Origin of the sequence: Streptomyces sp. CBMA156 (genome assembly GCF_014596515.1) — a bacterium.
In the GTDB taxonomy this organism is placed as follows: Bacteria; Actinomycetota; Actinomycetes; order Streptomycetales; family Streptomycetaceae; genus Kitasatospora.
On the sequence record NZ_MSJQ01000134.1, the window covers coordinates 1 to 24322 of the forward strand.

At 71.0% G+C, this 24322-nt stretch carries 28 protein-coding genes; 7 read left to right on the top strand and 21 right to left on the bottom strand.

The window, feature by feature from the left end; translation table 11 throughout:
• Window positions 1-89: 89 nt before the first annotated feature.
• Complete coding sequence (locus tag BU198_RS11050) at window positions 90-1550, bottom strand: MFS transporter (protein WP_188296703.1); 1461 nt, start codon at window positions 1548-1550, stop codon at window positions 90-92.
• Window positions 1551-1738: 188 nt separating this feature from the next.
• Here BU198_RS11050 and BU198_RS11055 point away from each other — a divergent pair, with 188 nt between their 5' ends.
• Window positions 1739-2194 (top strand): MarR family winged helix-turn-helix transcriptional regulator, encoded by a 456-nt coding sequence (locus BU198_RS11055; RefSeq protein ID WP_188296666.1) that lies wholly within the window; start codon window positions 1739-1741, stop codon window positions 2192-2194.
• A gap of 40 nt (window positions 2195-2234) precedes the next feature.
• On the opposite strand, the gene BU198_RS11060 is transcribed toward BU198_RS11055, so the two are convergent.
• The 3 genes from BU198_RS11060 to BU198_RS11070 all read right to left on the bottom strand — a co-directional run bounded on the left by BU198_RS11060 (window position 2235) and on the right by BU198_RS11070 (window position 3373).
• On the bottom strand, window positions 2235-2645 hold the full coding sequence (locus tag BU198_RS11060) for a hypothetical protein (RefSeq protein ID WP_223244239.1): 411 nt from the start codon (window positions 2643-2645) through the stop codon (window positions 2235-2237).
• Between the two features lie 93 nt (window positions 2646-2738).
• Window positions 2739-3008: a hypothetical protein gene (locus BU198_RS11065; protein ID WP_188296667.1), complete on the bottom strand. Its 270-nt coding sequence runs from the start codon at window positions 3006-3008 to the stop codon at window positions 2739-2741.
• Entirely contained in the window at window positions 3005-3373 is a 369-nt protein-coding gene (locus tag BU198_RS11070) for an ATP-binding protein (RefSeq protein ID WP_188296668.1), read from the bottom strand. Before BU198_RS11070 ends, BU198_RS11065 begins: the two co-directional genes overlap by 4 nt.
• Window positions 3374-3601: 228 nt before the next feature.
• On the opposite strand from BU198_RS11070, the gene BU198_RS11075 reads away from it, so the two are divergent.
• From BU198_RS11075 to BU198_RS11090, 4 genes are read left to right on the top strand one after another with little or no spacing between them, the layout of a single operon-like run.
• Window positions 3602-4447: a helix-turn-helix domain-containing protein gene (locus BU198_RS11075; RefSeq protein WP_188296669.1), complete on the top strand. Its 846-nt coding sequence runs from the start codon at window positions 3602-3604 to the stop codon at window positions 4445-4447.
• A gap of 11 nt (window positions 4448-4458) precedes the next feature.
• Complete coding sequence (locus BU198_RS11080; RefSeq protein WP_188296670.1) at window positions 4459-4644, top strand: DUF397 domain-containing protein; 186 nt, start codon at window positions 4459-4461, stop codon at window positions 4642-4644.
• 25 nt (window positions 4645-4669) lie between these two features.
• Window positions 4670-4855, top strand: a complete 186-nt coding sequence (locus tag BU198_RS11085) for a DUF397 domain-containing protein (protein WP_188296671.1) — start codon at window positions 4670-4672, stop codon at window positions 4853-4855.
• Window positions 4856-4912: 57 nt separating this feature from the next.
• Entirely contained in the window at window positions 4913-6427 is a 1515-nt protein-coding gene (locus BU198_RS11090; RefSeq protein ID WP_188296672.1) for an immunity 49 family protein, read from the top strand.
• 596 nt (window positions 6428-7023) lie between these two features.
• On the opposite strand, the gene BU198_RS11095 is transcribed toward BU198_RS11090, so the two are convergent.
• From BU198_RS11095 to BU198_RS11110, 4 genes are all read right to left on the bottom strand, one after another.
• Window positions 7024-7512, bottom strand: coding sequence for a hypothetical protein (locus BU198_RS11095; RefSeq protein ID WP_188296673.1), 489 nt, complete (start codon window positions 7510-7512; stop codon window positions 7024-7026).
• A gap of 494 nt (window positions 7513-8006) precedes the next feature.
• Window positions 8007-8414 carry a hypothetical protein gene (locus BU198_RS11100; protein ID WP_188296674.1) on the bottom strand — a complete coding sequence of 136 codons (408 nt, stop codon included), beginning with the start codon at window positions 8412-8414 and terminating at the stop codon, window positions 8007-8009.
• Window positions 8415-8472: 58 nt separating this feature from the next.
• Window positions 8473-8859 (bottom strand): DUF6973 domain-containing protein, encoded by a 387-nt coding sequence (locus BU198_RS11105; protein ID WP_411293175.1) that lies wholly within the window; start codon window positions 8857-8859, stop codon window positions 8473-8475.
• Window positions 8765-9658, bottom strand: a complete 894-nt coding sequence (locus BU198_RS11110) for a hypothetical protein (RefSeq protein WP_188296676.1) — start codon at window positions 9656-9658, stop codon at window positions 8765-8767. Before BU198_RS11110 ends, BU198_RS11105 begins: the two co-directional genes overlap by 95 nt.
• A 389-nt stretch (window positions 9659-10047) precedes the next feature.
• Here BU198_RS11110 and BU198_RS11115 point away from each other — a divergent pair, with 389 nt between their 5' ends.
• Window positions 10048-10404: a YjdF family protein gene (locus tag BU198_RS11115; RefSeq protein WP_188296677.1), complete on the top strand. Its 357-nt coding sequence runs from the start codon at window positions 10048-10050 to the stop codon at window positions 10402-10404.
• Between the two features lie 106 nt (window positions 10405-10510).
• Here BU198_RS11115 and BU198_RS11120 read toward each other — a convergent pair whose 3' ends face one another.
• A complete protein-coding gene (locus tag BU198_RS11120; protein WP_188296678.1) occupies window positions 10511-11242 on the bottom strand; it encodes a DUF6193 family natural product biosynthesis protein in 732 nt (243 codons plus the stop codon).
• Window positions 11243-11446: 204 nt separating this feature from the next.
• On the opposite strand from BU198_RS11120, the gene BU198_RS42000 reads away from it, so the two are divergent.
• Window positions 11447-11845, top strand: coding sequence for a hypothetical protein (locus tag BU198_RS42000; RefSeq protein ID WP_223244240.1), 399 nt, complete (start codon window positions 11447-11449; stop codon window positions 11843-11845).
• A 34-nt stretch (window positions 11846-11879) separates the two neighbouring features.
• On the opposite strand, the gene BU198_RS11130 is transcribed toward BU198_RS42000, so the two are convergent.
• From BU198_RS11130 to BU198_RS11185, 12 genes are all read right to left on the bottom strand, one after another.
• The gene (locus tag BU198_RS11130; protein WP_188296679.1) at window positions 11880-12482 is read right to left on the bottom strand and encodes a hypothetical protein; all 603 of its coding nucleotides are present in this window, start codon (window positions 12480-12482) and stop codon (window positions 11880-11882) included.
• A gap of 110 nt (window positions 12483-12592) precedes the next feature.
• Window positions 12593-13372 (bottom strand): ABC transporter permease, encoded by a 780-nt coding sequence (locus tag BU198_RS11135; protein ID WP_188296680.1) that lies wholly within the window; start codon window positions 13370-13372, stop codon window positions 12593-12595.
• Complete coding sequence (locus BU198_RS11140) at window positions 13369-14340, bottom strand: ATP-binding cassette domain-containing protein (protein ID WP_188296681.1); 972 nt, start codon at window positions 14338-14340, stop codon at window positions 13369-13371. The genes BU198_RS11135 and BU198_RS11140 overlap by 4 nt, the downstream gene beginning before the upstream one ends.
• Entirely contained in the window at window positions 14340-15179 is an 840-nt protein-coding gene (locus tag BU198_RS11145) for a DUF4097 family beta strand repeat-containing protein (protein ID WP_188296682.1), read from the bottom strand. The genes BU198_RS11140 and BU198_RS11145 overlap by 1 nt, the downstream gene beginning before the upstream one ends.
• Before the next feature lie 93 nt (window positions 15180-15272).
• Window positions 15273-15854 (bottom strand): toxin-antitoxin system HicB family antitoxin, encoded by a 582-nt coding sequence (locus tag BU198_RS11150; protein WP_188296683.1) that lies wholly within the window; start codon window positions 15852-15854, stop codon window positions 15273-15275.
• A gap of 167 nt (window positions 15855-16021) precedes the next feature.
• Window positions 16022-17068, bottom strand: coding sequence for an adenosine deaminase (locus tag BU198_RS11155; protein ID WP_411293177.1), 1047 nt, complete (start codon window positions 17066-17068; stop codon window positions 16022-16024).
• A gap of 136 nt (window positions 17069-17204) precedes the next feature.
• Entirely contained in the window at window positions 17205-18500 is a 1296-nt protein-coding gene (locus tag BU198_RS11160) for a DUF445 domain-containing protein (protein WP_317620063.1), read from the bottom strand.
• Window positions 18501-18621: 121 nt separating this feature from the next.
• A complete protein-coding gene (locus BU198_RS11165; protein WP_188296705.1) occupies window positions 18622-19917 on the bottom strand; it encodes a nucleotide sugar dehydrogenase in 1296 nt (431 codons plus the stop codon).
• A 74-nt stretch (window positions 19918-19991) separates the two neighbouring features.
• Window positions 19992-21227 carry a glycosyltransferase family 2 protein gene (locus BU198_RS11170; RefSeq protein WP_188296685.1) on the bottom strand — a complete coding sequence of 412 codons (1236 nt, stop codon included), beginning with the start codon at window positions 21225-21227 and terminating at the stop codon, window positions 19992-19994.
• A gap of 225 nt (window positions 21228-21452) precedes the next feature.
• Window positions 21453-22412, bottom strand: coding sequence for an ATP-binding cassette domain-containing protein (locus BU198_RS11175; protein WP_188296686.1), 960 nt, complete (start codon window positions 22410-22412; stop codon window positions 21453-21455).
• 28 nt (window positions 22413-22440) lie between these two features.
• Entirely contained in the window at window positions 22441-23328 is an 888-nt protein-coding gene (locus BU198_RS11180; protein WP_317620064.1) for an ABC transporter permease, read from the bottom strand.
• Entirely contained in the window at window positions 23321-24118 is a 798-nt protein-coding gene (locus BU198_RS11185) for an ABC transporter permease (RefSeq protein WP_188296687.1), read from the bottom strand. Before BU198_RS11185 ends, BU198_RS11180 begins: the two co-directional genes overlap by 8 nt.
• Between the last annotated feature and the right edge of the window lie 204 nt (window positions 24119-24322).

A 24322-nucleotide genomic window follows, 5' to 3' on the forward strand; every position in this document is an offset into this window, starting at 1 on the left:
GAGCCTGCCGGCGCTCAGGTAGTCACCCGGCGTTCCGGCAGCCACCCGGCGGCCCGGGCGCGCGGGAGCACCACGCGCCCGGGCAGGGCTCAGGCGGTGGCCGCCTCGGCGCCGTCCGCCTCCGTGGCGGGCACGGCCCGCAGCTGGGGAGCGGGCGGCACGGGGATGACGGCGGCGACGGCGGCCGCGATCAGGGCGACGCCGCAGCCGATCACCAGGCCGATCCGGAAGGCGCCCTCCGAGGGCAGGGTGTGCCCGCCCAGGGTGACGGTCATCTGCGACAGCACCACGCCCATCACGGCGGCGGACACCGAGGTGCCCAGCGAGCGCATCAGGGTGTTGAAGCTGTTCGCCGAGGCTGTCTCGGACAGCGGAACCGCGCTCATGATCAGCGCGGGCATCGCCCCGTAGGCCAGGCCCACGCCGCTGTTGCAGACGACCGTCACGACCAGCACGCCCCAGGTGGAGCCCATCAGCGCCAGCGCCAGCCCGTACCCGACGGCGATCGTCAGGGCGCCGGCGGCCAGGGTGAACTTCGGTCCGCGGGCGGCCGACAGCTTTCCGCCGAACGGGGAGACCACCATCATCATCAGACCGCCGGGCGCCATCCACAGGCCCATGGCGAGCATCGACTGCCCCAGCCCGTAGCCGGTGGCCTCCGGCAGCTGGAGCAGCTGCGGCACGATCAGCGCCTGGGCGTACATGCCGAAGCCGACCAGGACGGAGGCGAGGTTGGTCAGCAGCACCCGGGGGCGGGCGGTGACCCGCAGGTCCACCAGCGGCTCGGTGACGCGCAGCTCCCAGCGGGCCCAGAGCATCAGGATCGCGGCGGAAGCGGCGAACAGGCCGAGGGTGCGGGTGCTGCCCCAGCCCCAGTCGCCGCCCTTGGAGACGGGCAGCAGCAGGCAGACCAGCCCGGCGCTCAGGCCGATCGCGCCGACGAAGTCGAAGCGCCCGCCGACGGGACGGCGGTCGGCCGCGGCCGGGGCGGGGATGACGGTCCAGAGCATGCCGATGATGACCACGGCCAGCACGGCGGTGCCCCAGAACAGCACGCGCCAGCTGGCGTAGTCGGCGACGCCGGCGGCGATCGGCAGGCCGAGGCCGCCGCCGATCCCCATCGAGGCGCTGACCAGCGCGATCGCCGAGCCGAGCCGCTCGGGCGGCAGCACGTCGCGCAGCAGGCTGATGCCGATCGGCACCAGGCCCATGCCCATGCCCTGAAGCGCCCGGCCGATGATCATCGGCACCACGGAGTCGGCCAGCGCGCACAGCACCGAGCCGAGCAGCAGCGGGACGCAGGAGGCGATGAGCATCGGCCGCTTGCCCACCAGGTCGCCGAGGCGACCGCTGATCGGGACGAAGACGGCGGCGGAGAGAAGGGTCGCGGTGATGACCCAGGAGGCGTTGGACGCGGAGGTGTGCAGGAGTTGCGGCAGTTCGCTGATCAGCGGGGTGACCAGGGTCTGCATGATCGCGGCGACGGTGCCGGTGAAGGCGAGCGTCGCCACGATCGGACCGGTGCGGAGGGTGGGGGCGGGGCCGTTGATGACGGGCCTCCTCGGGCAGTCGAAGAGCAGACGTGTGCGAAAAACACACGATGTGCATGAAACACAGACTGGTCAGCTTACACAGCATGTGCGTCATGCACATCCTGTGTGACACGCATACCTCTGGCATACTGAAGGGTGATTCACGGAGAACCCGCAGGTCGAAGCGGTGATGAAGGGACTTCGACATGACCAGCCCCACGCACGACGTCGCCCTCGAATTCCTGGTGTTCGCCCGGCACCGCGACCTCAGCCAGGTCAACGCCCGCCCCGAGGGCAGCCAGCTCGAACGCAGCGCCTACATCCTGCTCAGCCGCGTCGAGGCAGAGGGGCCCATGTCCATCGGGCAGTTGAGCGACGCCTTCGCCCTGGACGTCTCCACGCTCAACCGCCAGACGGCGGCCCTGAAGAGCGCGGGCCTCCTCGAACGCATCCCGGACCCGGACGGCGGCATCGCCCGCAAGTTCCGCCTGACCGACAAGGGCAAGCACCGGCTGGACGCCGAACGCGAGGCCCACGTACGGGCACTGAACCTCGTGATGGCCGACTGGCCGGAGGAGGACGTCGCCGGCTTCGCCGGCTACCTGCGCCGCTTCAACATCGGCATCGAGAACCTCGACGGGCGTCCCTGGCCCCGGAGTTGAGGCGCCAGGGGCGCCGGCGACCGCGGCCGCGAGCCTCTGGCTAGGAGACGGACCTCTCGCGAGGTGTGGACTCCTCGGTCAGGCCTCCGTCCTGTGCCGAGTGGCCCGACCCAGGCACCTCCGGGGTGCCGCCCGCCGGCCACGACGTCGGGACCGGGCCGAACGCGCGAGGATCGGCCCTGACGGCCAGCGCGGCTCCCGTACCGACGCCGGGAGCCGCCGCGACCCCGCCGACTGCGGCACCCGTCCCGGCCAGTGCGCTCACGTACATCCGCTCAAGGTTGCGGATCACCTGTTCCGGGGACGCCTCCGGGTTCCGCTGGCGGGCGCGGGCGATGTTCTTGCGCACCAGCGGGCTCTGGAGGCCGATGGCCTTGTCCAGGAGATCGAGAACTCGCTGCCCGGGTACGGATGCTGACGGATCCGGCTCGTCGGGGGTGTCGGTTGCCATGCCGCGGGCTCCCTGGGTCGTCATGTCCCACGGGAGTCTCCCACTCGACCGGGTATCCGGTCCCTGGCTCTGGAAAAACCGGTCCGGGGATCGTCAGGTGGATTCCGGCTGGTGGCGGAGGTCGCGGTTGCGCCTGAACTCGCGCAGGAGCGCGAGGAGGTTGATCAGGGTGCTGACCGGAATGTTGCCGACATCGACCAGGCGGCGACCGCGGAGGTCGATGTCACCCGGCACGGCGGAGGGCCAGAGAAGGCCGAACTTACGGCCCTCGGTGCGGAGTTCGACGATCAGCTCGGCGACCTGGCGCGGGGTGAGGTGGAGCAGGGCCGGGTCGGCGGGGTCGATGGGGTGGTGGGCGCTCACGCGGCACCGTCCTGCTGGAGCTCGAACCATACCGTTTTGCCCAAATGCTGGGGGTCGACGCCCCAGCGGTGGGTGAGGCCGGCGACGAGCTGGAGGCCCCGGCCGGTCTCGGAGAGGAGGGAGAGAGGGCCCAACTCGGGGCGGAGCGGGCTGCGGTCGGACACCGCGACCCGGAGGGTGTTGGGGCGGTGGTCGATGAGGATGACCGGGGAGGTGGTTTCGCCGTGGCGCCACGCGTTGACGATCAGCTCGACCATGGCGAGCTCGGCGTCCGCGATGAGGGAGGGCGGCCAGCCGGCGCTGGTCATCCCGTCGCGGAGGGCGTCGCGGGAGAGGGTGAGGGAGGGGGAGTTGAGGTTTCGCACAGCGTCTCCCGGAGGGGGATGGGTGAGACCGGCGGATGCGTCGCCGTGAACAAGCCCACTGGACATGGGTGTTCTTCGGTGCCCGAGCGGCGTTTCTGACGATCCGTTCGGTGATCGGTGCAGCACAGACTGTAGGGCAAGACGTGGGACATGTGCCATACAGTTGGGAACATGTCCCTAAAAAGAGTGGCTGGACTCGCACCACCGTCGCGTTAGATGCTTGGTCCCATGCCCCATACTCCGAGCGCACGCAAGCAGCGGATCGGTATCGAGCTACGGAAGATGCGCGATGCCGCCGGGAAGACCACCGCTGAGGCCGCCGCTGTCCTTGGGTTGAATCGCACGAAGATCACACTCATCGAACAGGGGATGTACGCGATCACTCCCGATCGAGTGATCGCCCTTGCGTCCGAGTACGAGGAAGGCGACTCCGCATACGTCGATGCACTTGCGGAGATGGCGGCAGACAAGTCCAAGGGCTGGTGGGAGGACCATCGCGGACTCGTCTCTACCGGCCTGCTTGATATCTCCGAGGTCGAACATCATGCGCACGGCCTCGCGACCTATCAGATCTGCCACGTTCCCGGCTTGATGCAGACCGAGGACACCGCTCGGGAGATATTCCGCGAGGTGTATCCACCACTGAGGCCACTGAACATCGAGGCGCGAGTAGAGAACCGCATGCTCCGGGCGCAGCTCCTCACTCGCGACAACCCCATGCCGTACGAGGCGATCGTTCACGAGGCCGCACTCCGAATGATGTTCGGTGGGGAAACCGTGGCTCGTGTCCAACTCGACCACATGCTGACGCTGTCTGAACTCCCCAACGTGGACCTGCGCGTGGTGGAGTTCCAATCCGGCGGCTTCAAGGGAGCAGGGCAGGCGGTCATGTATGCACGAGGTCCAGTGGCCCGCTTGGACACCGTGCAGCTCGACTCCATCGGCACACCGACATTCCTGACCGATGTGAACCAGCTCAAAAACTATCAGGACGTCATTGCGGCGATGAGAGACCGAGCGCTCGGGCCCGACAATTCTCGTGACTTCATTTCCCGCATAGTGAAGACCCTGTGAGAGGAATCATCATGGATGAACTCGCCTGGAAGAGGCCTACCGCCTGCGGAGACGGGAACAACTGCCCTGAGGTGGCTGTCACATCCGATGCCGTCTACGTCCGCAGCAGCCTCCTGCCCGACGCCGTCGCCCAACTCACCCCCGACGAGTGGCGCAACCTCGTCACCGCCATCCGCCAGAACGAGTTCGGCCTGTAGCACCCCGCCGCTGGAGGGAAGTTCGATGAAGGACCTCGCCTGGACACGCCCCTCGTCGTGCGCCAACTCGAATAACTGCCCTGAAGTCGCTGTGACTGACGGTGCCGTCTACGTCCGCAGCAGCCTCCTGCCCGATGCCATCGCCCAACTCACCCCCGACGAGTGGCGCAACCTCGTGTCCGCCATCCGCTCCGGCGAGTTCGACGTCTGAACTCCCCCGCCGCACCGGCCGGGGCGACTGTCCCCGGCCGGTGCTTCAATCGTCCCCATGCGGATAGAGCGCCACCACGTAGCAGCCTCAGCCCTCGACGACTTCTCCGACCACATCGGTCGCGAAGTCCACTCCTACTCACGCGCCGACCTGATGACCGCCACCGAATGGCAGCTCATCTCCGACGCCTTCCTCGACCAGCTCGGCGCCCTCTCCCTCACCTCTCCCGAGCTCTCCTCCCCCGAGGCCCAGGCCCTCCTCCGCAACGCCGCCGAAGCTGCCGCCGGCGTCGTCTCCTTCTCCGCCTACTACCCCCGCGACCGCTTCTCCGTCTTCCTCGACTACGTCAACTTCGGGATGGAGTACGACCGCGAAGCCGCGCCCACCCCGGCTCGTCTCGGCGTCCACCGGTGGGTCAACGCCTTCTGCCTCATCGTTCTCGCCGACACCTTCGACCGCCATGCCGAAGCCCTCATCTTCACCTGGCAAGCCCTCTCCCCAGCCTCCGACCTCGCCACCGCCCTCCTCTCCCACTTCCCTACCTGCATCGACTTCCCCACCAACACCGGCGACGACCCCACCTTCCACGCCCTCCGCTCTCTCACCACCGCGGACCGGCCCGCCTTCGACGCCGCCGTCCTCGCCCTCCTCGACCGCACGGACGGCACCCGCCCCCGCACTCTCCTGCCGCTCCTCCCCCTCGCCCTCTCCGCCCTGGCCCACCGCGCCCACGGCTGGCTCCCCTCCGTGGAGACCGACTACCTCCCGCACTCCCTCGTCACCGGATTCGCCACCCCCGGGCGCCGCCCCGAGGACGTCGTCTGGCCCGTCCGGCTGGACCGGCCGACCCCACCGCTCCCCCTCGACGCGAATTCCGAGGCCCTCTTCGAGCGCAGCGCCCTGGAGGCGACCACCGCCTCAGCCCGCGCCCGCGCACTGGAGAAGCAGGCGACCCTCTTCCGCATCCGCGCCTCGCACGCTCCCGACGCCACGGACGCCCAGCTCGCCGGCCTCCGCCGGGGCTCCCGGCTCGGCGCCGACCTCTTCCGCGACGCCCTCGCCGGCACCGACGCCACCACTGCCGCGAGCCCCGGCCACTGGCAGACCGCCGTCTCCTTCGCCCTTGTCGCCGACGACCAGGACGACCTCGAACCGCTCCTCCTCGCGGGCCCCACCCGTTCCACCGGCGACCGCTCCGTGTTCGCCGCCTACCGCCTCGCCCTGCACGACCACCTCCGGGGCATCGACGCCCGCCCTGCCGTCGAGAAGGCCCGGTTGGAAGCGGCCCGTGCCAAGGAGTGGGGCTTCGTCCCGGCGCCCGTCGCCCTGCTCTCCCAGCTGGTCGACGGCGACGAGGCCGGCTTCAACCTCGCCCTCCTCGACGCCCTGACCGCCCACCGCGACCACCACCTCGTCGCCGACCGGGCCACCGAGACCACGGCTCCGCTCAGCCTCGATCTCCTCGCCCTCGCCTGCCTCGCCCGCCACCACCGCGGCTGGACCATCCGCGTCGAGTCCCCGTACCTCCCGGCCCGGCTCCTCCAGGACCGCGATTCGGCGCACCGGCGTTGAGCTGCTAATCTTCCTGATGTCGCGAGGAACATGATTCCTCGCCAGGCGTCAGCGGTGCTACCAGAGCACGTCCTACTTTCAGTAGGAAGAGTCCGTGCAACCCGGGCCTGGCGCTCCACAGTCGGAAGGGTCCGGCACCTACCCAGGTGCCGGACCCTTCCGCATTCCCCACCCCGGAATCAGCCCTTCATCGCACTCCAGTAGACGTCCGCGTTGCCCCCTCCACCGCTCTCGCGGCTCGTGCGGACGATGCCGTAGTCGGTGCCGTAGTCGTCGTAGCTGCTGGATCCCACGTACGGGTTGGCCCAGTGCAGCGCGACCTTGGCACCGCTGCGCCAGCCATCGCCCGTCGGTCCGGACGAACGAGCAGCCGTCCCGTCCCGCCTCCGGGGCCACAATTCGGCATACCGGTGCTGAGCTGCTAATCTTCCTGATGTCGCGAGGAACATGATTCCCCGTCAGGCGTCAGCGGTGCTACCAGAGCACGTCCTACTTTCAGTAGGAAGAGTCCGTGCAACCCGGGCCTGGCGCTCCACAGTCGGAAGGGTCCGGCACCTACCCAGGTGCCGGACCCTTCCGCGTTCCCCACCCCGGAATCAGCCCTTCATCGCACTCCAGTAGACGTCTGCGTTGTCGCCACCACCGCTCTCGCGATTCATGGAGAAGATGCCGTAGTCGGTGCCGTAGTCGTCGTAGCTGTTGGAGCCGACGTAGGGGTTGGCCCAGTGCATCATGATGTTCTTGCCGTTGCGCCAGCTGTCGTCACAGTTGTACGACTGGTACGACACCCACCCTTCGGTGCCGGTCATGAACCCGTTGCTCTCCGACTGGAAGGGGACGAGGTACGTGTCCCCCACGGTGTACGGAGGCTCCTGCCCCTGCGACCAGATGCCGTGGGCCAGACCGTAGCCGGTCCGGACGAGCGAACAGCCGGTCCCGTTGTACAGGTGCACCTTGGTGCTCCGGGCCGCCGTGAGGGCGGCCTGCCCGGGAGCCGGCGCGGCCTGGGCCGTACCCGCGCCGACCGTGCCGAGCCCGATGGCGGCCACCGTGGCCAGCGCCGCGAAACGTGCGGTGATGCGCATGTCTTCCCTCGGTTTCCGTGAGTCCTTCGATGGACCGCGCGAGCCGCCGTCCCGTCCCGCGCTGCACGGAACTCTGCGCGACCCCGGTCGACACGCGATGGACAACTCCCCCACCCCCCACCGTCCATCGCCCGTCAGCCAGCGTGCCCTACGGACTCGAACCCAGGCCTCGACAGGAGGGGGACTCCTCGGCCGGCCGCTCCGGTACCGCGGTTCGGAGCACGGGCGTTGAGCTGCTAATATTCCTGATGTCGCGAGGGAGATGATTCCCCGCCAGGCGTCAGCGGTGCTACCAGAGCACGTCCTACTTTCAGTAGGAAGAGTCCGTGCAATCCGGGCCTGGCGCTCCACAGTCGGAAGGGTCCGGCATCCATCAGGGTGCCGGACCCTTCCGCATTCCCCCTCAGGCCGGACGAAGAGGCTCAGCCGGTGGGTAACCATGGAGTGGGAAATCGGAGATCTCGACTTCCCGCTCCACGACAGCACCCTTCGCCTCAGACAGAAGGCTTCGCGAGTGCGGGCCGCACGAGCACGGCGAGCAGGGCCAGCACTGCCAGGGCGAAGAGCATGAACAGGTGCGCCCCCAACAGCAGACCGAAACCAATCAGCACGACCTGCACCGCTCCCGCCCCGACCAAGGCGGGGACACCACGGGACGCCCTTTGCGGGGACTGCATCGCCCACAGGCCCCGAGCCGCCCAACCGTTGACCCCGGACATGACGATTCCCGCCACCAGGAATCCGTACGGCAAGTAGCTCGGAATGGGCGCTCTCTCGTCCTCGAAGGCGATACCGCCGGCGAACAGCGGCATGGCTATGCAGAAGAAGAGAACGATCGCAATGGTTTCAAGCAGTATCAGGGCCATTGCACCCAGCAGGGCGGCAGTGGAGGAGCGGGTCATCTTGCCTTCCAAACGTTGCGGCCGGATCGGTCGTGAGTCGAGATATAAAGCTTCACGCTCAGCATGACAGCGAGTACAATCCCTCGTCGGCCACCGCAATTGCACACCAGGTGCGGATCTGAGCATGGTAGTCCACTGCGGGACCGTCCTTCATGTGATCCAGCATGTGCTGACCGAAGAACCTCCCCGTGGCGTTGCTGTGATAATCCATCGCGTGGTGGGCGTTGGCGGTTTCTTCCGACATGTTGGACGGCTTCGGACTCATCTCATGGCGATCAGCGAACCCCTTTACGGTTTTCGCACCCATCATCAGAGTCATACTGCCGTTCCACGCACAATGACGGTAGGCGTCACGCTTCCCGCCGTTGCCGTTGCTCCCGGGCCAGATTCCACCCGGCTTGCCTTCCTGGTTGGAATGGTGAATCGCCAGCATCATGCCAGGCATCGAACCTCGCCACCACGGCCGACTCTGCCGCGTTACCCGTCGCCGAATCCTTCGAGCGCCAGTGCTTCTTCGACGCGTTGACGGATGTTCCGGAATCGGACGAGCCGGATACTCGGCTGAGATTCACCGGCTCCGTGTAGGCCTCGAAGGGGGATACCCGGAAGGCCTCCATCCAGAGTGACTTCCCCGTGGTGCCGATCTCCGCTCGCACCGTCGCGCGCTGGTCCAGCTGCTGCCAACCGATGTCCTTCACATGCCCGTCGGCCTTGTAGTAATTCGCATGGTCCCCGCCGAAGGTCAGGGCTTCCAGTGACGGCCCGGCGACACCTGCCGTCCCGAGCAGGAGTTTCGTTCCACTTCCTGCCGCGGGGACCCGCGAGTACTGCGACCAGCCGACGCCGGACCAGTGCGCCCTGACATCCAGAATCGCGCCGACCGGAGCCGAAGCACAGGAGACCTCGACCGCCTCGATCGGCTCGCCCTTCCCCGTCCAGCCGGCGAACCCGTCCGAAGCACTAGTGACCCAACGACTCCAGCCGAGGTTTCTCACGTGCGCCCGGTAGGCCAGCAGTCGCCCGTCGCTGTTGACTGAAAGCCTGGTCTTCGAAATAGCCGCCCTGTCTTCGGCCGTGAGCTCCACCGTGTGCGGCTCGACCGATCCACCGGCATTGGGAGAAGCCTCAGCCGACCCGGCGCCGATGCAGCCGAGAAGAGGCAGAGAGAACGACCGATGCCACCGCTCTCCTTCTGCGGCCCATCGCTCCGTCGCCAGGCCGGCGCGCTGCTCTCTGCTTTCCAATTAGCGAAAAGTGCGCCACTCGCCCCCCTTTTTGTAATTTAAATGCATTTGAATAGGTATCTCTTTACCTAAATTAAATACTAATAGCATTCCTGACACCTGCCAACACCCGCCCACCCGGAGTACCGGCGAAAGCCGCGCCCTCCACCAAGGGTGAGACGGTGACGGCTTCCGCGGCGACTCGGGACGGAAATCCGGGTGAGGCCGGCCCCGCCGCCCCGTACGATCCCTTGCGGAGCGCGCGAAATCACAGTCCCCGGTCGGTAGTCCGGGCGCCGTCGGCGATGACCGGCGGTCAGTAACCTCCCCTCCCAGGGTGTCCGGCGCGTTCCCTCCCGGCGCGCGACCGCGTGCGGGAAACGGCAGGGCAACCATGGGAGGAACGCACCATGCCGAGCACGTTCAGCGTGTTCTTCGAGGGCCCGTTCTGGGTCGGGGTGCTGGAGACCGCGGGCCCGCGAGGAGTCCGTGCGGCCCGCCATGTCTTCGGCGGCGAGCCGGGCAACGCGGAGTTGCCGGAGTTCGTCCGCAGGGACTTCGGCCGGCTGCTGGACTCCGCGCTCGCGGCGCCGGAGGTGGCCGACGAACGGCGGCCCCGGGAGCGGACGTCACTGAATCCCAAGTGGCTCGCCCGGCAGGCGGCCAGGGAGTCGGCGGCCAGGCCGCTGAGCACCGCCGCCGTGGAGGCGCTGGAACGGCGGGCGGCCGCCCGGCGCCAGGCCAAGGAGCGCCACCGGGGCAGGTGAACCGCCAGGGCCGGTGAGTCGCCACAGGCTCGCCGGCCCCGGCCGCGCCTCAACTCGCCGCGCCACTCCCGTACCTGACCGTCACCACGCGGGTAAGGACCACCGCTCACGGCCGATCGGGCTCGAAGACGGCCGGACCGAGGTCGGCCGGGACGTGGGCCTCGGCGAGGGCCGCCGCCTCGGCCGCCGACCCGACCTCGGCGATCAGGTCGCCGCCTCCCTCGCAGTCGAGGGCGCGCTGCACCCGGTACGTGCCACTGCCACGGACCGGGACGATGACGACCGCAGGCCCGAGCACGTGGCCGACGCTGGGCCGGAAGCCGAGTCGCCACATGCTGGAGAACGGGAGCAGCTGTCGCAGTCGCGGTCGCACCTGCGCCGCCTCCACCGCCGCCCCGAACTCCGGGAACCCGGGCAGCTTCTCCTCCCCCCATTCCCGGAGCTGTCGCCACGCCACGTCGACCGCGCCGGCCGCGCCGCGGTCGGCCGCCTCCGCGAGTTCGCTGCACGTCAGCCACGGCAGCAGCTCACGCATGTCGGGCAGCCGCTGCCCGCTCCCCCAGGCCGCGCCCGCCCGGACGATGTCCCCGAGGTCCTCGGTGCCGCCCGCGATCATCGCCAGGCCCCGGCTCCAGCCGTCGACCCCGATGAAGCGGCAATCGTCCTCAAGGTAGACGTCGAGCGCCTCCCGTCCGGGCACCCGGGCTTCGATGCTCGCCGTCCGGCCCGAGTCGTCCGGCCTCACCGCGATGTCCAGGCCCAGTTCGGCTGACATCCGCTCCAGCGCCGCGGCGAGGCCACCGGCGGCGACGACATCAGGGTAGAACGCGGGATCCATGTCGCCAGTATGGCGATACGACTATCCCGGATCGAGAGAACGGCCTGATCTCATCGTCCCCGAACCTCCCGGGCGGAAGCCGGTTTTCCAGCGCCGAAGGCCGGGGTAAGGCCGAGACGTTCGCACCCCGACCGTTCCGCTGCTCGCGGCGGGGGCGAATCCCTGACGCTCTCCCACCGGATTCCCACCGGAAGGACAACCCTCATGCACAGGACTCTTCGGAACGCCCTCGCGACCGTCCTCGTGACGGGCGCGCTCACCGCCGCCGCCGCTCCCACCGCCGTGGCCGCCGAGTCCACGCCGTCGGCGGCCGGGGTGCAGACGGAGCTCCGCAACCCGAAGACGATCAAGGTCGCCGACTACAACCAGGCCCGCGGCACCCTGATCAACGCCGGCAGCAAGACGGCCGCCAAGTCCCACCCGGCGCACGGCACCAAGGACGTCCCGGTCTCCCACGGCACCGGCCTGCTCGCGGAGGCCCGGGACGAGTTCCGCGCCGCCGACCGGAACCTGCCGGCGGGCCAGAAGAAGTCCGACATGTCGATCCCGCACTACAACGCCGTCCACAGCGCGGCCAGGACCATGGGCATCGACCGCTGGTGACTGCCGGTTCCCCGTCGGTCGTCGGGCGCAGACCCTACGGCAACGGCCACGCGGGCTTGGGTGTCACCGAAGGGCCGCCCAGCGTCCCGTCCTCGCCCACGGTGTAGACCCTGACCTCGTGCTCCAGCGTCACCGTGATCCGGCCCGGTCCTGTCCACTCGGCCCGGAGGAAGCCCTCCTCCTCGCCCCAGGTGCCGAGGCTCCAGTGCCGCGCCGACCAGCCGGTGCCGGAGAGCAGCTCGACCCGGTAGACCGGATCGATCGAGAAGGCCATGTCGGTGATGTTCAGCACGTGGTCGGCGCGGTTCGGCTCCGGCTTGCTGTCGATCAGCCGGCCGTCGCCGCCGAAGACGTACGCCAGCGCACCGACCGCCGCCCCGACGACGAGGAGCGGCGACAGGACGGCCGCGCAGCCGATCTGCGCCCACCTGGTCCGGAACTCGAACTGGGCCACCGCCGAGGCCACGGCCAGGGTGACCGCCGTCCCGAGCAGCAGCACCGGATGGTTCAGCCAGCGTTCGACCTTGACCAGCCCTCCCTGCTGGGAGGAGAGGTAGCCCGGCAGGTACACCAGGAAGGCCGCCAGCGCCGCGCCGCGAAGCCACCAGACGACCTGTTTGCGGCGCGTCACCGTCATTTGCTCCCCCCGGAGTTGCTCTTTGCCGGGACTTTACTAGAGGGTGCCACCAGGCCCGGACGACGGGTACCCCGTCGTCCGGGCCTGGTGGACCACCGGCCGTACCCCCGTCACCGCCGGTAGAAGACGCTCCGCGACCAGAAGTAGCCGACCAGCGTCAGCACCGTGCACCAGGCCAGGGCGCTCCAGGCGCTGGTGCCGATCCCGGTGCCCATCAGCAGGCCGCGCAGGGTCTCGATCATGGGCGTGAAGGGCTGGTACTCGGCGAACCAGCGCAGCGCCGTCGGCATGGAGTCGGTCGGCACGATGGCACTGCCGATGAAGGGCAGGAACTGTAGGGGCATCGGCATGTTGCTGGCGCTCTCGACCGTCTTGGCCACCAGCCCGATGCCGGCCGATATCCAGGTCAGGGCGATGGTGAGGAACAGCAGCAGGCCTGCTGCCGCCAGCCACTCCACCGGTCCGGCGTCCGGCCGGAAGCCCATCGCCAGGGCCGCGCCGATCACCAGCACCAGCCCGATCATGGTCTGGATGACGCTGCCGGCCACGTGCCCCGCCAGGAAGGCGGAGCGCGATATGGCCATCGTGCGGAAGCGGTTGACGATGCCCTCGGTCATGTCCGTGCAGATGCCGATCGCGGTGACCAGCGACCCGGACGTGGCCGCCATCAGCACGATGCCGGGCGTCACGTAGTCGATGTAGTTGCCGCCGCCGATGCCGGCGCCCAGCGTGCTGCCGTAGGCGTAGTTGAAGAGCAGCAGCATCATGACCGGCATCACCACGACCGCGAAGGTCAGGGACGGGTAGCGCAGTGCGTGCTTGAGGTTGCGCCGCAGCATGGTCAGCGAGTCGCTGAGCACGTAGCCGGCCGTCCCCGTGGCCGTGCTCATCGCACGCCCTCCCCGGTGAGTCGAAGGAACACGTCGTCCAGGTCGGCCGTCTCCACGACCAGCGACTCGGCCTGCACCGACGCGTTGTCGAGCGCCTCCAGCACGGCCCGGACGGTGAGGACGGAGTTGTCCCCCGGAATGTCCAGCCGCAACGACTCGCTGTCGGCCTCGGCGTACTCGAACAGCGCGGCGGCGGTGGCCAGCCGGCCGGCGTCCGCGAACCGGAGCCTGATCCACCCGCCGGGGACGAACCGCTTCAGCTCCTCGGCCGTGCCCTCGGCGACGATCCGGCCGCCGTCCAGGACGGCTATCCGGTCGGCGAGTTGGTCGGCCTCCTCCAGGTACTGGGTGGTGAGGAAGATCGTCACCCCCTGGTCGGCGACCAGGCCCCTGATGATCTCCCACATGGTGCGCCGGCTGCGCGGGTCCAGCCCGGTGGTCGGCTCGTCCAGGAAGATCACCTTCGGGTCGCCGACCAGCGTCATCGCGAGGTCGAGCTTGCGCCGCATGCCGCCGGAGAAGGTGGTGACGGGCTTGCCGGAGGCCTCGGTGAGGTCGAAGACCCGCAGCAGTTCCTCGGTCCGCCTCCGCCCCTCCCGACGGCGGAGGTGGTTGAGGTCGGCCATCAGCATCAGGTTCTCCTCGGCGGTGAGCAGGTTGTCCACCGCCGAGAACTGGCCGGTCACCCCGATCGCCTTCCGCACCCCGTCGGCCTCACGTTCCACGTCGTGCCCGGCCACCCGGGCCGAGCCGCCGTCGGCGGGGATCAGGGTGGAGAGGATCTGCACGACGGTGGTCTTGCCTGCGCCGTTGGGCCCGAGCAGGGCGAAGACGCTGCCCGCCGGGATGTCCAGGTCGACGCCCTTCAGGACCGCCTTGTCCCCGTAGGACTTGGTGAGTCCGGTCGCCGAGATCGCCGGGTGCGCCGAGACCACCGGGCGCACCGGGACCGCCGGGATCGCCGCCATCACGCCCTCCGCACGATGACGTTGCCGACCTGGGTGCGGCCGCGGACCTCGACCGTCTCCACCGCGTCGCCCGGGCCCTTGGTGGGGCCGAGGTCGTTGCGGACGCCGCCGACCTTGCTGTGCACGTCGAGCCAGGCCGCGGTGCCCTCCGCGATGCCGACCTCCACGTCCCCCACGCTGGTCTGGAGGGTGACCTGGCCGCGGACCACCCGGCCGACCCGGATGTGGCCGTGCGCCGACTTGGCGTCCACGTTCCCCTCGGCCACGCCGACGTGGATCCGGCCGTTGGAGGCGTTGGCGTGCAGTTCTCCGTGCACCTCGTCGATCTCGGTGTCCCCGTTGCTGTTCTTGACCGTCAGCCGGCCCTCCACAGAGCCGATCTCGATCCGGCCGGCGCCGGTCACCTCGGCGTCCCCGGCTGCCGCCCCGAGCCGGACGTCACCGAAGCCGCTGTCGAGCCGCACGCTGGCGGCGCTCTCGACCTGGATCCGGCCGAGCGAGGTCTTCAGCCGGCAGGCGCCGAGCGGCCCCTCGGTGACGAACTCGGCCATCGGGGACTCGCTGTGGACCTCGGAGCCGGCCGGCAGCTCGACCAGGACCTCGACCGCGCCCTTCTTGCTGGCGAAGACGGAGCGCTGCTTGGGCGTCTTGATGCCGAGCCGGCCGCCGGAGAAGTCGACCTGGGTCTGCTCGGCGGCCTTGACGTCCGCCTCCTTGGCCGGGTTCGCGGGCCGGACCTCGACCACGGCGTCGGTGCGCTTGCTCGCCTTGATCCAGACCGAGCCGATGTCGAATTCGATGACGGCGGAGATCGGTCCGTCGGTCTCGTACGTGGGCATGGCTGTCCCGTCCTCTTGACTCGTGTAGGTGTTCCCGCTGGTCGGAGCGGGGGTGACGTCGAAGGTGCAGAAGCCTCGGGTACCGCGGAGGTGCTAGTGGACCCAGCCGGTGAAGCCCTGGCCGCCGACGCTGCGCGGGACGTGGCTGCCCGGGTCGGCGACCGGACGCCGGGCCGGCTCACCGCCCTCCAGCGCGCCCGCCAGGGCCCGGACCAGCCAGGCGTTGAGCGAGAGCCCGGCCTCGCCGGCGGCCTCCTCCGCCCGGGCCTTGAGGTGGGCGGGCAGGCGCAGGTTGATCCGGGCCGTGCCCGTCTCGTCCGGCTCCGGCGGGGCGGATGGCATCGCCGCCGCCAGTGGCGCCACACCCGGTGCCATCGATGGCGCCACCGATGGCGTCACCGGCGGCAGATCGCCGTGGAAGGCGCCCGAGCCGGGCGGCGCCGTCACCACGAACTCCGGGTCGAGCCCGCGCAGGCGCACGTCCACCGAGCCGGGGGCGAGGTCGCGGGTGACCTCGCCCATGGCGGCCGAGAGCGCGTTGAGCAGGGTGAGCCGCACGGCCGACTCCAGCGGGAGCGTCAGCCGCTCGGCCAGCGCGCGGGCTTCGTCCCCACCGGTGGCGGCGGCCACCGCGAGCTCGTTCCGGAGGTTTTCCACGTAGGGCGTGAGGTCCATGGCCGATAGCTTGGCACGCCAGTGGCGCCATGTCGAGCCATTTGTGGCACCACTTTGGCGCCACATCCCGGACGGGGCTGGCACCGGCAACGGAACCGCCCCGCCGACCCGGGCGGAATCCAGGGTCGACGGGGCGGTTCACCAGCGGGAACGCGACGGCGGAAGGGTCAGGACGAGGGCTGCTGCCAGCCCGCCAGGTAGGCGTCGATCTCCCCGGCCAGCCGGGTCTTGCCCGCCCCGTCCAGGAAGGAGGCCTCGACCGCGTTGCGGGCCAGCGCCGCCACCCCGGCCGCGTCCAGGTCCAGCAGCCGCGCCGCCACCGCGTACTCGGTGTTGAGGTCGGTGCCGAACATCGGCGGGTCGTCGCTGTTGACCGTCACCAGCAGCCCGGCCTCCACCATCCGCTTGATCGGGTGGTCCTCGATCCGCTCGACGGCCCGGGTGGCGATGTTGGAGGTCGGGCAGACCTCCAGCGGGATGCGGTGCTCGCCCAGGTGGTCGAGCAGCGCCGGGTCCTTCACCGCCTGGGTGCCGTGCCCGATGCGCTCGGCGCCGAGCAGTCGGATCGCGTCCCAGACCGTCTCGGGACCGGTGGTCTCGCCCGCGTGCGGGACGCTGTGCAGGCCGGCCGCCCTGGCCCGGTCGAAGTACGGCTTGAACTGCGGGCGCGGCACACCGATCTCCGGGCCGCCCAGGCCGAAGCTGACCAGGCCCTCGGGCGCCAGCTCGGTGGCCAGCCGCGCGGTCACCTCGGCCGACTCCAGGCCGGCCTCGCCCGGGATGTCGAAGCACCAGCGCAGCACCACGCCGAGCTCCTTCTCGGCGCGCAGCCGGGCGTCCTCGATGGCCTCCATGAAGGCGACCTCGGGGATGCCCCGGCGGACCGAGGAGTACGGGGTGATGGTCAGCTCGGCGTAGCGGATGTTCTGCCGGGCCATGTCCTCGGCCACGCCGTAGGTGAGCGCCCGGACGTCCTCCGCGTCCCTGACCAGGTCGACCACGCTCAGGTAGACCTGGATGAAGTGCGCGAAGTCGGTGAACTGGAAGTACTCGGCGAGCGCCTCCGGGTCGGTCGGCACCCTGGAGTTCCCGGCGTGCCGGGCGGCCAGTTCGGCGACGACGCGCGGCGAGGCCGAGCCGACGTGGTGGACGTGCAGTTCCGCCTTGGGCATCCCGGCGATGAACGCCTCGATGCTCCGGTCTCCCGACCCGATCCGACTGGCACTGGGGACGATCCGACTTCCGTCCGGCTGGACCACGGTGGTTCCCTACTTCCTTCTACGCGCGTACCGACGACAGTGCTGGCAAGGATAGGCCGTGCCCCGGACCGGCTTCCGGGCTTCCCGGGGATCACCCCCCGAGCGCGACCGCCGCCGTGTGGATCAGCAGCCCGGCCAGGGCGCCGACCACCGTGCCGTTGATCCGGATGAACTGGAGGTCGCGGCCGACGTTGGCCTCGATCTTGCGGGAGGCGTCGTCGGCGTCCCAGCCCGCCACCGTCTCGGAGATCAGCGAGGTGATCTCGGCGCGGTAGGTGTCGACCAGGTACTGGGCGGCGTCCTGGAGCCAGCCGTCCGCCTTGGCCTGGAGCTTGGGGTCGGTGGCCAGGCGCTCGCCGAAGCCGCGCACGCCGTCGCGGATGCGCCGGCGCAGTTCGCTGTCCTCGTCCTCGGCCGCGCCCATCACCAGGGTGCGCACGGCCGCCCAGGTGGAGTTGATCAGGTCCTGCACCTCGGGGCGGGCCAGCAGCTCGGCCTTGGCCCGCTCGACCCGGGCGATGGTCTCCGGGTCGGTCTGCAACTCGGTCGCGAAGTCGGCGAGGAAGTTGTCGATCGCGCCGCGGGCCGGGTGGGCCGGGTCGTCCCTGATCTCGGTGACGAAGCGCAGCAGCTCCTTGTAGACCCGCTCGCCGACCTGGTGGTCGATGAACCGGGGCGTCCAGCCCGGGGTCTTCTGGGTGACCTTCTGGACCACCTCCTCGTGGTTGGCGGTCAGCCAGCCGTGCGCCCGGACCGCCACCAGGTCCACCACCCCGTGGTGCCCGCCGTCCGCGACCACCTTGCCGAGCATCCGGCCCATCGGCTCGGCCACCGAGGTGGCGGCGGCCCGCCTGGTCACCGCCTCGGCGACGACCGCCCTGACGTCGTCGTCGCGGAGCACCGCGAGCAGGCCGCGCAGCGCCGCCGAGGCCTCCTTGGTGACCCGCTCGGCGCTGCCCGGCGCGGCCAGCCACTCCCCCAGCCGCCGGCCGATGCCGAGCGCCGCGAGGCGGCCGCGCACCACGTGGCCGGAGAGGAAGTTGTCGCCGACGAAGTCGCCGAGCGAGCGGCCGAAGGCGTCCTTCTTGGTCGGGATGATCGCGGTGTGCGGGATCGGCAGGCCGAACGGACGGCGGAACAGCGCGGTCACCGCGAACCAGTCGGCGAGCGCGCCGACCATCCCCGCCTCGGCGGCGGCCGCCACGTACCCCGCCCAGGGCCCGGCACCGGCCGCCTTGGCCCAGGTCGCGAGGGCGAAGACCAGGGTCGCGAAGGCCAGCAGGCCGGTCGCGATGGTCTTCATCCGGCGGACGCCACGTCTCTTCTGCTCGTCGGCCGCGGTGAACCGGACCCCGGGGCCGGTCCCGCTGAAGGCATCGTCACTCACCCCGCCAGTCTGCCCGGTGCCCGGCGCGGACGGGGGCTCGCCTCACGATCACGCGCCCCGGGCGGGCTTCACGCCCCGGATCGACGGCAGGGTTCCACGCCCCCGCCACGGGCGCAGGGCCTCATGCCCCGCCCAGCACGATCCGCCGCACCCCCTCGCCCGCCCAGCGCGCCGGGTCCGTGCACCGCCGCCCGTCCAGCAGCACCCGCACCCCCGGCAGGTCCACCGGCGCCAGGTCCCGGTACTCCGGGTGGTCCGCCTGTAGCACCGCCGCCACCACCGGCTCCCCGCCGTACGGCGGCAGCCCGAGCGCTGCCAGCTCCTCCGCCCGGTACAGCGGGTCGCCGACGTACGGGCGCGCGCCCGCCGCCGCCAGCGCCGAGACCAGCGGGAACACCCCGGAGTAGGCCGTCTCCTTGACCCCGCCCCGGTACGCCGCGCCGAGCACCAGCACACCCTGCCCGGCGATCCCGCCCGGCACCGCCCCCGCCAGCACGCCCACCGCGTAGCCGGGCACCGCCAGGTTGGCCTCGCGCGCCGCCCGCACCACCGTCGCGCCCGGGTCGTTCCACAGGTACAGCCGCGGGTACACCGGGATGCAGTGCCCGCCGACCGCGATGCCGGGCCGGTGCAGGTGGCTGTACGGCTGCGAGTTGCAGGCGTCGGCGATCTCCGCGAAGTCCACCCCGACCTCGTCCGCGTACCGGGCGAACTGGTTGGCCAGCGCGATGTTGACGTCCCGGTACGTGGTCTCGGCGAGCTTGCTGAACTCGGCCGCCTCCACCGAGGCCAGCTCCCAGACGCCGTTGGGCCGCGGCAGGTCCGGGCGCGGGTCGAAGTCCAGCACCGCCCGGTAGAACTCGGCGCCGCGCCGGGTGGAGGACTCGTCCAGGCCGCCGACCAGCTTGGGGTAGCGCCGCAGGTCGGCGAAGACCCGTCCGGTGCGGACCCGCTCCGGGCTGAACACCAGCCCGAAGTCCGCCCCGGCGGCGAGCCCGGAGCCGGCCGCCAGCCGGGGCGCCCAGCGCTCCCTGGTGGTGCCGACCGGCAGGGTCGTCTCGTAGCTGACCAGGGCGCCCCGGCGCAGCCCGGCCGCGACGGCGTCGGTGGCCGCGTCGAGCAGGGCGAAGTCCGGGCTGCCGTCGGCGGCGGTGACCAGCGGGACGACCAGCACCACGGCCCCGGACCGGGCGACCGCGGCCGTGGTGTCGGTGGTGGCCCGCAGCCGGCCCTCGGCGACGACCCGCTTGAGCGCCTGCTCCAGGCCCTCCTCCCGGGGGAACGGGGGCACGCCCCGGTTGACGCTGTCCACCACGCCGGGCGCGATGTCCGCGCCCGTCACCCGGTGGCCCTTCGACGCGAACTGCACCGCCAGCGGCAGACCCAGCTTGCCCAGCCCGACCACGCAGACGTCCAGACTCATCCCCGTCCCCCTTCCACCGAAGTCCCCGCTGTCTCCGAGGCTCACCACGGGCCTCCGTACGCCGATGTTCACCGGACGCCCCCGCTCACCGAATCGGCGAACCGGCGCCACGCCGGGTGGCGCCGCAGTCCGCGGCGCAGCTGCGCCGGGACGAGTCCGCGCCACAACTGCCGGGCCAGACCGGGCGACGGGGCGGCCGCCTCCGCCGCCCCGGCCGTCTCCTCGCGCAGCAGGAACAGCTCGTCCGGCAGCCCGGTCCCGGCGTCCCGGAACGCCGGATAGTCCGCGTACAGCCGCCGACCGTCCCGCACCGCCGGCGGCTCGCCGTGCGCGGCCTCGTAGCGGATCTGGTTCCGCAGCGCCTCCGGCCGTCCCGCGGCGGCGAGTTCGAGCCGCACCCGCTCGGCGACCGGCAGCCGGTGGTACACCTCGCGGGCGCCGAACCGCTCGACCAGCCCGGCGACTTCGGCGCACACCCGCCCCTGGGTCTCCTCGGCCAGCAGCAGGAAGCCCTCGTCCAGCAGGCGCGGCACGTCCCAGGCGAAGCTGCGCACCCGGATGGCGTCCAACTCCTCGCCGGGACACGCCAGTTCGGCGGCCACCTGCTGGAGCGCGGCGATCCCGCGCAGCCGGTCCAGCACTCCGGCCCGCTCGGTGACGTTGCCCCGGTCGTCGCGCAGCACCAGGAAGTAGCAGTCGTAGTCGGCGAGGACGGACACCCTGGCCGCCCGCAGGCAGGCCTCCAGGGTGAACGGCTGGTCCGAGAAGACCTTCAGCCGCTCGTCGCGGCGCAGCCCGTGGCGCCGGACGAGGTCGAGCCGGAACAGCTTGGTGTCGGCCAGCGCCCAGGCCAGCGCCGAGTCGGCGAAGCCCACGGACTCGGCGTCGGCGTGGAAGATCCCCTGCGGCACCAGCCGCCCGTTCACCCCGACCTGCTTGGGCACCACCACGTCCGAGCCCCAGGCGTCGGCGGCCGCAACCAGCCGCTCCAGCGCCTCCTCGCCGAGCCAGTCGTCCGCGCCCAGGAACAGCACGTAACGGCCGCGGGCCAGCTCCAAGCCCCGGTTGGTCGGGCCCGCGGGGCCGCCCGAGTTGGGCTGGTGCACCACCGTGAACAGCCCGGGGTGGCGGGCCGCGTACGCGTCCAGCAGCTCCCCGCCGCCGTCCGTGGAGCCGTCGTCCACGGCCACCACCTCCAGCCTCCCCGGCGCCAGGGACTGTCCGACCAGCGAGTCCAGGCAGGCGGTGAGGTACGGCACGGTGTTGTAGACCGCGACCACCACGGTCACGTCGGGTACGGACATCGGGCGGCGGGCCTCCGGATTCAGTTTCGGTGAGTGACGACTGGCCAACTCGTGGTGAGGGCGCCGGGTCACGACCGTCACCCGCACCGGCGACGGGGAACAGAACACGCTCCCGGTCGCCGCACGGACACGCGGCGGCCGGGGGGCGAACAGGCTGACGGGCCGCGCGGCGACCGGGGGCGGCCGCGCGGGGGCCGGGGAACGGAACGCCGACGGGCCGGCCCGTCAGCCGATCGCGACCCGCGCGTACATCCGGGCGATCACGTCCTCGATGGCCGGCTCGCGCACCGACAGGTCCACCAGCGGGTACCGCGCCGCCACGGCGGCCACGATCGGCGCGGCACTCTCCTCGGCCGGGAAGGCCAGCCACTGGCGCGGCCCGTCGACCCTGCTGACCCGCGCCCCCGGCACCTCGATCGGGGGCCCGGCCTCGGCGAGGTCCACCACCAGGGTCCGCTCGCTGCGGCCGTCGGCGTGCAGGCCGTCCAGCCCGCCGTCGTACACCACCCGGCCGTGGTCGATCACCATCACCCGGCCGCAGAGCTGCTCGATGTCGGTGAGGTCGTGGGTGGTGAGCAGCACGGTGGTGCCCCGGTCGCGGTTGACCTCGCGCAGGAACTCGCGCACCCGGCCCTTGCTGACCACGTCCAGGCCGATGGTCGGCTCGTCCAGGTAGAGCACCCTGGGGTCGTGCAGCAGCGCCGCGGCGAGGTCACCGCGCATCCGCTGGCCGAGCGAGAGCTGGCGCACCGGGGTGTCCAGCAGGCCGCCGAGGTCGAGCAGTTCGACACAGCGGTCGAGGTTCTCGCGGTACCTGGCGTCGGGGATGCGGTAGATCCGGCGGGCGAGTTCGAAGGAGTCGCACAGCGGCAGGTCCCACCAGAGGGTGGTGCGCTGGCCGAACACGACGCCGATCCGGCGGGCCAGCGCGACGCGTTCGCGGGCCGGGTCGACCCCGGCCACCCGCAGCCGTCCGGAGCTGGGGACGAGGATGCCGGTGAGCATCTTGATGGTGGTGGACTTGCCGGCCCCGTTGGGCCCGATGTAGCCGACGCACTCGCCGGCGTCGACGGTGAAGCTGAGCCCGTCGACCGCGCGGACCTCGCGTTTGACCCGGCTGAACCGGCCGGTGCGGGCCCGTACGGTGAAGTTGCGGTGGACGTCGTCGAGTTCGATCAGTGCCATGGGAGCTCCTTCTGGGGGCTGGAGTGGTTCAGCTGCCGGTGCCGCGGTAGGCGCGCAGCCCGGCGCGCCAGGCGAGCCCGGCGGCGAGGACGCAGAGCGCGGCGGCGGCCGGGGAGGCGAACCGGAAGGCGGCGGGCAGGCCGAGCGGGTCGGTCCGGCCGAGGACGTGCAGTGCGGGCAGCCAGTTGACGAAGGCCAGCGGGACGCCGAAGACCACCCCGGCGACCAGTTCCTTGGCGAAGACGGTCGGCGGGTAGTGCAGCAGGGTCGCGCCGCCGTAGGTGAAGGAGTTCTGGATCTCCTTGGACTCGCCCCACCAGAACTGGACGGTGGCGCCGCCGACGTAGATCGCGCCGAAGATGACGGTGCCGCAGACCAGCATGACGGGCACCATCAGCACCCGGTCCCAGGTCCAGTGCACGTCCAGGCCGGCCAGCGACCAGGCCAGCACCGCGACGGCCTGGAGCGGGCGGCCGAGCCGGCGCAGCGTGAAGCGTTCGGCGCACAGCTGGGAGAGCGCGGGGGCGGGCCGGATCAGCATGGTGTCCAGCGAGCCGCTGACGATCCGCGCGCCGAGTCCTTCGGCCGAGCCGACCAGCAGGTTGGCGGCGCCGAGCGAGAAGGTCGCGGTGCCGTACAGGAAGGCGGTCTCCGGCAGGGTCCAGCCGCCGAGCCGGTCGGTGTGCCGGAACATGATCACCAGCACCACGAAGTCCAGGGAGTGGGAGACCAGGCTGGCCACCAGGTTCAGCGCGAAGGAGGCCCGGTAGGCCATCATCGAGCGCATCCACATCCGGGCGCAGAGCCACCAGGAGCGCACCGCCCAGGCGGCGCGGGGCCCGAACCGCTCCCGCACGAAGGGCTCCGGGTCGAGGGGCCCGGGAGCGTACGGCTCCCGTACGAGCTGCTCAGCCACCCTGGACCACCACCTTGCGGGTCGCCAGCCACTGGGCGCCCCGCCCGGCGGCGAGCAGCACGGCCGCCCAGCCGAGCTGGAAGCCGAACGCGCCGAGCAGGCCGGTGCCGCTCGCGCGTTCCAGGAAGACGTCGCTGGGGACCTTCACCAGGGCCGCCCAGGGCAGCACCCCGCCGAGGTCGCCGAGCCATCCGGGGAACAGCGCGATCGGCAGCAGCATCCCGGAGAAGAACATCGAGACCACCAGCATCACCGAGCGGATGCCCTCCGAGTCGTTCAGCCAGAAGCCGGTGATCGAGACCAGGAAGCGCAGCCCGAAGCTGACCACCACCGCGAGCAGCGCGGAGAGCAGGAAGAATCCCCAGGTCAGCGGGTGCTCGGGCATCCGGAGGTGGAACACCAGCGCGCCGATCAGCATCGGCACGGTGCCGCGGACCAGCGCCTGGAAGCCGGCCCGGCCGAGGTCGGAGGCCAGCCACCAGCACTGGAAGTCGACCGGACGGTAGAGGTCGACGGCGATGTCCCCGCTGCGGAAGCGGTCCTGGAGGTCGTCCTGGAAGCCGCCGCCCCAGACCGCGACGGTGACCAGCAGGCTCTGGCTGACCCAGATGTAGGTGACGGCCTGGCTCTGGTCGTAGCCGCCGAGGCCGGGACGGGCCTGCCAGAGGGCGAGGAAGGTGTAGGCGAGGATGACGCCGAAGACGGTGTTGGTGAAGGTGCCGGCCACGGTGGCGGCCCGGTAGGTGGAGTAGCGGCGGAAGGCGCCGCGGGTGACGGCGGCGTAGAGCATATTGTCTCCTTATCGACAAACAGGAGCAGAGGGGAGTGCCCTCGGCATCCGCGCACGCCCCAACGGCCCCGACCGGCCGTACCCGGGGGTGCCGGGCCGGACGGGCGGAGCTGCGGAAGTGGGTGCGCTATGCGGTTCTCACCTTTCACCGTACCTCCGGCCCGCACCCCCCGCACCCGGTTTATCCGGCCTGATCGCCCGTCA

What these genes read in the sequence shown, in the direction of transcription:
- BU198_RS11055 (WP_188296666.1), top strand. Translation starts at nt 1,739, where the DNA reads ATGACCAGCCCCACGCACGACGTCGCCCTCGAATTCCTGGTGTTCGCC.
- BU198_RS11060 (WP_223244239.1), bottom strand. Translation starts at nt 2,645, where the DNA reads ATGGCAACCGACACCCCCGACGAGCCGGATCCGTCAGCATCCGTACCC.
- BU198_RS11075 (WP_188296669.1), top strand. Translation starts at nt 3,602, where the DNA reads ATGCCCCATACTCCGAGCGCACGCAAGCAGCGGATCGGTATCGAGCTA.
- BU198_RS11080 (WP_188296670.1), top strand. Translation starts at nt 4,459, where the DNA reads ATGGATGAACTCGCCTGGAAGAGGCCTACCGCCTGCGGAGACGGGAAC.
- BU198_RS11085 (WP_188296671.1), top strand. Translation starts at nt 4,670, where the DNA reads ATGAAGGACCTCGCCTGGACACGCCCCTCGTCGTGCGCCAACTCGAAT.
- BU198_RS11090 (WP_188296672.1), top strand. Translation starts at nt 4,913, where the DNA reads ATGCGGATAGAGCGCCACCACGTAGCAGCCTCAGCCCTCGACGACTTC.
- BU198_RS11095 (WP_188296673.1), bottom strand. Translation starts at nt 7,512, where the DNA reads ATGCGCATCACCGCACGTTTCGCGGCGCTGGCCACGGTGGCCGCCATC.
- BU198_RS11100 (WP_188296674.1), bottom strand. Translation starts at nt 8,414, where the DNA reads ATGACCCGCTCCTCCACTGCCGCCCTGCTGGGTGCAATGGCCCTGATA.
- BU198_RS11105 (WP_411293175.1), bottom strand. Translation starts at nt 8,859, where the DNA reads ATGCCTGGCATGATGCTGGCGATTCACCATTCCAACCAGGAAGGCAAG.
- BU198_RS11115 (WP_188296677.1), top strand. Translation starts at nt 10,048, where the DNA reads ATGCCGAGCACGTTCAGCGTGTTCTTCGAGGGCCCGTTCTGGGTCGGG.
- BU198_RS11120 (WP_188296678.1), bottom strand. Translation starts at nt 11,242, where the DNA reads ATGGATCCCGCGTTCTACCCTGATGTCGTCGCCGCCGGTGGCCTCGCC.
- BU198_RS42000 (WP_223244240.1), top strand. Translation starts at nt 11,447, where the DNA reads ATGCACAGGACTCTTCGGAACGCCCTCGCGACCGTCCTCGTGACGGGC.
- BU198_RS11130 (WP_188296679.1), bottom strand. Translation starts at nt 12,482, where the DNA reads ATGACGGTGACGCGCCGCAAACAGGTCGTCTGGTGGCTTCGCGGCGCG.
- BU198_RS11135 (WP_188296680.1), bottom strand. Translation starts at nt 13,372, where the DNA reads ATGAGCACGGCCACGGGGACGGCCGGCTACGTGCTCAGCGACTCGCTG.
- BU198_RS11140 (WP_188296681.1), bottom strand. Translation starts at nt 14,340, where the DNA reads ATGGCGGCGATCCCGGCGGTCCCGGTGCGCCCGGTGGTCTCGGCGCAC.
- BU198_RS11145 (WP_188296682.1), bottom strand. Translation starts at nt 15,179, where the DNA reads ATGCCCACGTACGAGACCGACGGACCGATCTCCGCCGTCATCGAATTC.
- BU198_RS11150 (WP_188296683.1), bottom strand. Translation starts at nt 15,854, where the DNA reads ATGGACCTCACGCCCTACGTGGAAAACCTCCGGAACGAGCTCGCGGTG.
- BU198_RS11170 (WP_188296685.1), bottom strand. Translation starts at nt 21,227, where the DNA reads ATGTCCGTACCCGACGTGACCGTGGTGGTCGCGGTCTACAACACCGTG.
- BU198_RS11175 (WP_188296686.1), bottom strand. Translation starts at nt 22,412, where the DNA reads ATGGCACTGATCGAACTCGACGACGTCCACCGCAACTTCACCGTACGG.
- BU198_RS11185 (WP_188296687.1), bottom strand. Translation starts at nt 24,118, where the DNA reads ATGCTCTACGCCGCCGTCACCCGCGGCGCCTTCCGCCGCTACTCCACC.